We start from the raw sequence: 7,733 nt of genomic DNA, 5'->3' as shown, positions 1-7,733 counted from the left end.
GATTGCCAAGATACTGATTTCGTATTGAATACCTTATCCCAACTAGATAATTTGCCCGAAGGGTGTACCCTGCATAGTGACCAAGGATCGGTGTATACATCTTATCGGTATCAGCAAGCTATTAAAGGAAAAGGCATTACCATGAGCATGTCCCGTAAAGGTACGCCCGCTGATAATGCCCCAATCGAATCGTTTCATTCTGCATTAAAGTCTGAAACATTCTACTTAGACAGTATAAGGAATACTACGACTGCAATCGTAGAACAAACTGTCAATGACTATATAAAGTATTATAACTATATCCGAATACAAGCGAAATTAAACAACCAGTCGCCGGTTCAATACCGACAACTGGTTGGATAAATGCTTTTTTGACCTCTGTCTTATATACGGGGGTCAGTCCCTTTTAACGTCTATGCCTTTTTTCTATTGCGATTCGTAATTTTGGATATAGTGAAGCATTTTTTGTTCACGCTGTTGAATTTGTTGTTCCGTGTACAGCATGACATCTAAAAACTTTTGCCACTGTAAGTTTAAAAGTTCGCGCTCTGCCGAAAAATGATCAGCAGGTTCATTTTTGAAAATATGATTTAAATGGAAAATTTGCATGAGTACCACTTCAGGATTTTCAAAGTTGCAAACAAATTTAACTTTCCAAATGGATGTATGGGCAATGTATTGGTTGACGAATGCAGTAGCTGCTTCATATTTTGAGTGCTCTATTTGATCTGTAATTTGAAGATGAATTTTATTTAATTCAATATTGATATCAGATATTAACAATGGATATTTCCGAGCAGATTTTAAATGTTGACGTTCTAATGATTTCGCAATAAATGGAGTTGACATTTCCGATACCTCCTAACAACCTCAGTCACTCATTCTATAATATCAAAATATAACACAAAAAACCTAAGTCATAATGAGTAATATGAAATAATAAAGCATTTAATCATGAAAATAGAGTGAATGAAAAGTACCGAAATTGATTAGTTAAAAAGGCACCTCGCCGAAATGAAAAAAACACCATTTCAACAGAGCGTTAAAATGGTGTGTAAGTTATGCGATTATTTAAACGTAAAGCCTTTTGTTGCAAGGAAGTCTTTCATGAATGGGCGTTTTTGATCGACTAAAAAATCTGCCATTTGCTTTGTCCAATTTGCCATTTTTTGATTAGAAGAGCGGCTTGCATAGTAAGATTCCATCATCGCATCATAGTCAGCTAATAATGTTTCGTACTGATCTACATCATAGCTATTTTCGTGCAACACAGCTGCTACTGGTAGACGAGGTTTTGTTTCATTGCGTTTTGTCGGTGTACCAATCGTCAACGCAAATAATGGGAACACATGCTCAGGCAAATTAAATAGCTCGCTTATTTCAGCAGGGTTATTACGTGCCCCACCAATATAGCAAATGCCGTAACCCATTGCTTCAGCAGCAACTACAAAGTTTTGTGCAAATAATGAAACGTCTGCTACACCAACAAGCAAGTTTTCAGCTGAATCTGTCACAATGTCAACGCCGTGCTTTTGACCGGCCACTTGTAGACGCTTGAAATCCACGCAAAATAAGAAAGAAGCTCCCGCTGTTTTGAACTGGAAATCATTTTTTGATAGCTCACCCAGTTTTGCTTTTTTCTCTTCATCCGTTACCCAAATAACGCTATAGGCTTGGACAAAATGCGAGCTCGCAGCCATTTGCGCCGTTTCGATTAAATCGATAATCGTCTCTTTTGGAATTTGCTCACCTGAATATTTTCGAACCGATGAATGACTTCGTAAAAGTTCTCTTGTTTGCATGTCAATTTCTCCCCCTATGTAAAAATAAATGTAAAGGAACGTTCCTTTAAGCTTATTCTAGTCGATTTATATGCAGATGACTATTGTTAATGCTGTTATGTGCGCCGATAAGGTTTTTTTGCTTGGAATATTATGAATATCAGAAAATTTTAAATTAACTGTTGACGAATGGCTAGAATCTGTTTTATACTGTGAAACAACGATGGAACATAAATCACATACTCTTATCAAGAGTGGCGGAGGGAATAGGCCCTGAGATGCCCAGCAACCAGTGAGTGACGAACTGACTAAGGTGCTACTTCCTACAAGATGCAATTTGCATTTTGAAAGATAAGAGGAGGCAAACTTGCTCATTTGCAAACCCTCTTCTTAACTGAAGAGGGTTTTTTTCATTCAAAAAACTCCTCCTCGATAACACCGATTTCACCATCGAATACTATTTTGGAGGTTATGATTAATGACAAATTTACGACCAGAAACATTATTACTACACGGAGGACAAAAGCCAGATCCTGTAACGGGTGCGATTGCGGTGCCAATTTACCGCTCAACGGCTTATGCATTTAAAGATACTGCTCATGCGCAGCGATTATTTGCATTAGAAGAGGCGGGCAATATTTATTCACGTATTATGAACCCGACTGTTGGTGCTTTTGAAGAGCGTGTTGCTTTATTAGAAGGGGGATCAGCGGCAGTAGCACTTTCATCTGGTGCAGCAGCTATTGCATTTTCTATTTTAAACTTAGCAGGTGCTGGAGACGAGATCGTTGCAGCAGGTTCACTTTACGGTGGAACGTATAATTTATTTGCGACAACATTACCACGCTACGGCATTACGGTGAAATTTGTAGATGAAAAGGACCCAGAAAATTTCCGCAGTGCAATTACAGATAAGACAAAAGCTGTATTTGCAGAAATTATAGGAAATCCAAGCTTAAATGTGTTAGATATTGAAGCAGTAGCCAATATCGCACATCAAAACGGCTTACCAGTATTAATCGATAGCACATTTGCTTCGCCATATGGTGGGAACCCAATTGAGTTTGGAGCGGATGTTGTCATTCATTCGGCTACAAAATGGATTGGCGGTCACGGTACGACAATTGGTGGTATTGTCGTGGATGCAGGGAAATTTGATTGGACACAAGGACGTCATGATGGATTTACTGAGCCAGATACGTCATATCACGGACTTCGTTATGGAATTGACACAGCAGGGGCTGCATTTGCCACAAAGCTACGTGTTCAACTGTTACGTGATTTCGGTCCAACATTATCTGCAGATGCAGCATTTAACTTTTTACAAGGGCTAGAAACGCTTCATTTGCGTATCGTACGCCACAATGAAAATACATTAAAAGTAGCGGAATATTTACGTAACCACCCATTCGTAGACTATGTAAACTATAACGGGTTTGAAGATTTCCCTTCACATGAATTAGCGAAGAAATATTTGAAAAACGGCTTTGGCTCAATTTTAACATTTGGCATTAAAGGTGGACGTGAAGCAGGTCGCCAAGTTATTGACAACGTGGAATTATTCTCACATGTAGCCAATGTAGGGGACGCGCGCTCATTAATTATCCACCCAGCATCTACAACTCACCAACAATTATCAACGGAAGAATTAAAAGTAGCTGGTGTATCTGAGGAGCTCATTCGCTTATCAATCGGGTTGGAAGCAGTTGAAGATATTATTGCAGATTTAGAACAGGCTTTAGCGAAAATAGCGTCTACTTTAGAAGTGGAAACACAAGCCTAATATAATAGAAGAAACTTGCTCGCCTTTCATCATTTCGTTAGGGGGCGAGTTTTGAAAGTTTAATACCTAGTAATTTTATAAGAATTATTGACAATTTTAAAACCAAGTAATAAAATAGGAATTATAAACCAAGTAATGTAAATAATGTTGAAGCATCGTTTAAGTTACTTGGAGATTGCGTACTTGCAAGTAGTGAACCCCCTTGAGCAAGTACGCTATCTTAATAAATGAAAAGGAGTTGTTTGAAATGGGAAATGTATACAGTGCACAAAATGTGGCCGCATATATTATTTATGAACTAAATGATCTAAAGAAATTTGTAAACGCAATGGCAATTCAAGAAATTTTGGCGGATGTTGATATGATGTGGCAAAAGGTGTTTGGAAACTGTGCTTTCTCGGAGACAACTCATCATTTATCAAATTCAAACTATGTTGTGAAGGAAGTAGCCGAGCAGTACAAAGAACATGGGTCAACGCATCTTCTAGAGCCGGCAAAAGAATGGTTTTTAAAATACGGAGAATTTCAACTAGTGCAACGTCCATATGCGATTCCGAACTACACAGCAAAAGAACAGCTACTAATGAAAAAAGTTTTAAGTAATTATTATTTACATAATTTTAATCGTGTGAAATTAGCAGTTTAACCTGTGTTATTAGTATATACGCTAAAATCGTATTTTGACTTCGGGTCAGGATACGTTTTTATTTTTACAAAATATGCTCATTCAAAAGTAGATTTGAATGAAATTTGACCGTTTAGAGAAAACAAATGTCCTTGTAGGAGAGATTTATCTTGTTTTCATGTAATATATAAGATAGAATTTTTATATATAAATTATTGGAATAGTTCGTCTATGTCGTGTTGAACGGGAACACTTGTCACTTGATTCATCAGAAGTGCATATAGATATGTTTTTATAAGGAATTTGGAGGATGAATGGTAATGGCAACAATTAAGGCAGCCATCTTAGGATTTGGCACAGTAGGTCAAGGGATTTATCATATTTTAAACGAAAAGAGGCAGGAGCTCCGCCAGAAGTTGGGCGTGGAGTTGGAAGTTTCAAAAATTTTAGTAACAGATGCAAGTCGCGAGCGCGTGCCAGGAACGCAGCATTTAATGACAGAAAGCATTAACGAAGTATTTGCTGAACAGGGCATACAAGTTGTATTTGAAGCGATTGTCAATGAAGAGCCGGCATTTAGCTATTTGAAGCAAGCAGTAGAACGTAAATGTCATGTTATTACAGCGAATAAAGTGATGTTTGCAAAGCGTGGCGCGGAACTAGAAGCACTTGCGAAGGAAAATGGTGTATTCGTAGGTTATGAGGCCTCCGTTGCAGGTGGCGTACCGATTATTAAAACGATGAAAAATATTTTATTAGTAAATGATGTGAGTCGTGTGCAAGGGATTTTGAACGGGACGACGAACTACATTTTAACGAAAATGCGTGCGGAAGGCTGGAGCTTTGATGATGCATTGAAAGAGGCACAAAGTCTAGGCTATGCAGAGGCGGATCCATTTAATGACGTTTCGGGTCAAGATGCATTTAAAAAGTTGATGATTTTATCGAGCTTAGCATTCGGTGAACAACCGAACTGGTCGGATGTAGAAGTAATTGGTATTGAAAAAATTACAGCCGCGCAAGTAGCAGAAGCAACAGAAAAGGGACTGCGCTATCGCCATGTAGCAGAGGTAGAAAAACGTGCAAATGGTGAGATTTATGCGAAGGTATCACCAGTATTAGTCGATAAAGAGCACCCGCTTTACCCAGTGGATGATGTGTTTAATGCGGTGGCCATGGAAACGAATTATATCGGAACGTTATCAATTACAGGCCCTGGTGCAGGGATGTATCCAACAGCAAGCGTGATGGTAGAGGATTATGCAGAAATTATTGGGAAGCGCGCGGGGTTTACGGTGACGATTTAACCTAGAGCAAGATAAAATTATCATGATTATGAAGAATTGAAAAAGGGAATTTCGTCAGCTTACATAGAGCAGGCGGAAATCCCTTTTATTTTAGAAGATATCGTAGTTAATCTTCATCTTTCACATCGATATCTTCAGGGATCGGTGTGTTTTTCCAAATCTCAATTTCTTCTTTAATTCGTTCGAGATGGAGATGGTACGTATCGAATTGCGCACTGTTAATTAAATAATCGTCACCGTCTGGAACGGCTTTAATACGACCTGCATAAATGTATTTTAAAATTTGATGTTCGGGCATTCCGATATCACGCGCTGTTTGTTCAACAGATTTATACATATAGGTGACCTCCCTCTAGTTGGTGTTCCCTTTATTATAATCAATTTTCAAGGAAACTTCATCTCAATATGATGAGGTAAGTATGATAGCATAGAGATAATTTTGATGGAATTAATTGGAGGATGTTCGTAGTGAATTTATTACCTTATGTTTTTGTATTGCTTGCGGCGATGCTTTGGGGAACGGTTGGAACGACGCAAACCTTTTTAACGGACGGGATTTCGTCATTCGGCGTAGCAGGTATTCGCTCAGCAATTGGTGGTGGGCTATTATTAATCATTGTTTTGGCGATGCGAAAAATCAATTTCCGCACATGGTCATGGAAATGGACGATTTCAGCTGCACTAGCGATTGCTTTATTCCAAAGTTTATTTTTTACGTCTGTCCGCTACACTGGCGTGGCAGTTGGAACGGTTATTACAATTGGAAGTGCACCTGTGTTTGCGGGGGTGATTGAATGGCTTTTTTGGAAAGTACGTCCGAGTCGAGTATGGGGGATGGCGACGGGGCTTGCAATTACTGGCTGTGTCTTGTTATTCGTGAATCGCGGGGAAGCGGTTATTGATCCATTCGGTATTGTGCTCGCTTTATGTGCAGGTTTCATGTTTGCACTGTATACAAATGTCAGCAAGCAGTTAATGAAGAAAGAGGAAACATTGCCTGCTGTGGCGATGACGTTTACGATTTGTGCTCTTTTTTTATTACCGTTTGCAGCACGCGATGGATTAGGCTGGATTTATGAGGGGAATAATTTATGGGCGATGTTGTTTATGGCACTTGCTGCGACAAGTTTAGCGTATCTGTTATTTTTAGGTGGTTTGCAGAAAATTAGTTCCTCAGCCGCAGTGACACTTAGCCTGGCTGAACCATTAACAGCAGCCTTGCTCGGTGTGTTTTTGGTAGGTGAATATTTAAGTGCGACTTCATGGATAGGTGTCGGCTTATTGCTTAGCGGAATTATTGTATTAACATTAGGTGGACGAAAAGCTGCTTCATAAAGAGGTAGCTTTTTCTTTATAATGAACGGCTTTTTTAATTAGAATTAGTTGAATGGAAAATAATGAAAATTAATAAATAAACAAAAATCTTAAGAATTTCTTCAGAATTTGCATGAGCGGAAGTTAAGATTTACGCTTTAACATAAAGGTATAAGAAAAAGTTGTGAGGTGAGCATATGAAAAAGCTAACGGTGCTTGTAACGGATGATGATCAGGATATTCGTGACGGAATCGAAATTTATTTGAAAAACGAAGGCTATCATGTGTTGAAGGCAGCAGATGGGCTTGAAGCGATTCGACTGCTGGAGGAGAATACTATCCATTTAATTATTTTAGACATTATGATGCCGAAGATGGATGGGATTACGGCGACGTTCAAAATTCGGGCAGCGCGTAATATTCCAATCATTATGCTCAGTGCGAAGGCAGAGCAAAGTGATAAAATCCATGGGCTATCAGTCGGGGCAGATGACTATATTACGAAACCATTTCACCCATTAGAGCTGATGGCACGTGTGAAGTCGCAGCTACGACGTTACGTAGATTTGGGCGAGTATGACGAACCATCTGAGCAAGTTGTAGGGTTGGAGCTAGATGTAGCTGCTAGAGAAGTTCGCGTTGAAGGGGAGCCAGTGAAACTCACGCCGACCGAGTATAAAATTACCGAACTATTACTAAAAAATGCAGGACGCGTCTTTTCAATTAGTGAAATTTATGAACTTGTTTGGAATGAGCAAGCGTACAATGCCGAAAATATTGTCGCGGTACACATACGAAAAATCCGCGAAAAGATTGAAGTCGATCCGAAAAATCCCCGCTATTTAAAAGTCGTATGGGGACTAGGTTATAAAATTGAAAAATAAACTGTTCACATTGTTCGGCTTATTTGGCGCGGGAATCGG

Annotated in this window: 9 protein-coding genes and 1 riboswitch; of the genes, 6 read left to right on the top strand and 3 right to left on the bottom strand. The window is 39.1% G+C overall.

Translation table 11 applies throughout. The features are described 5' to 3' along the window. Window positions 1-363: IS3 family transposase (locus ACQKIH_RS03275; RefSeq protein WP_427763424.1), on the top strand; the 363-nt coding region annotated here is incomplete at its 5' end. A 63-nt stretch (window positions 364-426) separates the two neighbouring features. Here ACQKIH_RS03275 and ACQKIH_RS03270 read toward each other — a convergent pair. Continuing rightward, entirely contained in the window at window positions 427-849 is a 423-nt protein-coding gene (locus ACQKIH_RS03270; protein ID WP_057988061.1) for a hypothetical protein, read from the bottom strand. Window positions 850-1,067: 218 nt separating this feature from the next. After that, window positions 1,068-1,802 carry an oxygen-insensitive NADPH nitroreductase gene (gene nfsA, locus ACQKIH_RS03265; RefSeq protein WP_057988059.1) on the bottom strand — a complete coding sequence of 245 codons (735 nt, stop codon included), beginning with the start codon at window positions 1,800-1,802 and terminating at the stop codon, window positions 1,068-1,070. Window positions 1,803-2,023: 221 nt separating this feature from the next. Continuing rightward, window positions 2,024-2,139: riboswitch (SAM riboswitch) on the top strand. Window positions 2,140-2,259: 120 nt separating this feature from the next. Here nfsA and ACQKIH_RS03260 point away from each other — a divergent pair. The 3 genes from ACQKIH_RS03260 (at window position 2,260) to ACQKIH_RS03250 (ending at window position 5,496) form a co-directional block, all read left to right on the top strand. After that, entirely contained in the window at window positions 2,260-3,564 is a 1,305-nt protein-coding gene (locus ACQKIH_RS03260) for an O-acetylhomoserine aminocarboxypropyltransferase/cysteine synthase family protein (RefSeq protein WP_427763422.1), read from the top strand. A gap of 247 nt (window positions 3,565-3,811) precedes the next feature. After that, on the top strand, window positions 3,812-4,210 hold the full coding sequence (locus ACQKIH_RS03255) for a hypothetical protein (protein WP_427763421.1): 399 nt from the start codon (window positions 3,812-3,814) through the stop codon (window positions 4,208-4,210). Window positions 4,211-4,509: 299 nt separating this feature from the next. Next, window positions 4,510-5,496, top strand: coding sequence for a homoserine dehydrogenase (locus ACQKIH_RS03250; protein ID WP_427763419.1), 987 nt, complete (start codon window positions 4,510-4,512; stop codon window positions 5,494-5,496). A gap of 106 nt (window positions 5,497-5,602) precedes the next feature. On the opposite strand, the gene ACQKIH_RS03245 is transcribed toward ACQKIH_RS03250, so the two are convergent. Continuing rightward, window positions 5,603-5,833, bottom strand: a complete 231-nt coding sequence (locus tag ACQKIH_RS03245; protein ID WP_057988051.1) for a hypothetical protein — start codon at window positions 5,831-5,833, stop codon at window positions 5,603-5,605. A gap of 131 nt (window positions 5,834-5,964) precedes the next feature. On the opposite strand from ACQKIH_RS03245, the gene ACQKIH_RS03240 reads away from it, so the two are divergent. Both ACQKIH_RS03240 and ACQKIH_RS03235 read left to right on the top strand, forming a co-directional pair. Then, window positions 5,965-6,831, top strand: a complete 867-nt coding sequence (locus tag ACQKIH_RS03240; RefSeq protein ID WP_427763417.1) for a DMT family transporter — start codon at window positions 5,965-5,967, stop codon at window positions 6,829-6,831. A 176-nt stretch (window positions 6,832-7,007) separates the two neighbouring features. After that, on the top strand, window positions 7,008-7,694 hold the full coding sequence (locus tag ACQKIH_RS03235; RefSeq protein WP_057988047.1) for a response regulator transcription factor: 687 nt from the start codon (window positions 7,008-7,010) through the stop codon (window positions 7,692-7,694). Window positions 7,695-7,733: the final 39 nt, after the last annotated feature.

This window comes from Solibacillus cecembensis, assembly GCF_050272495.1.
Lineage (GTDB): Bacteria > Bacillota > Bacilli > Bacillales_A > Planococcaceae > Solibacillus > Solibacillus cecembensis.
The sequence above is the reverse complement of the archived record's forward strand: the minus strand, read 5'-3'. Positions and strand labels throughout refer to the sequence as shown.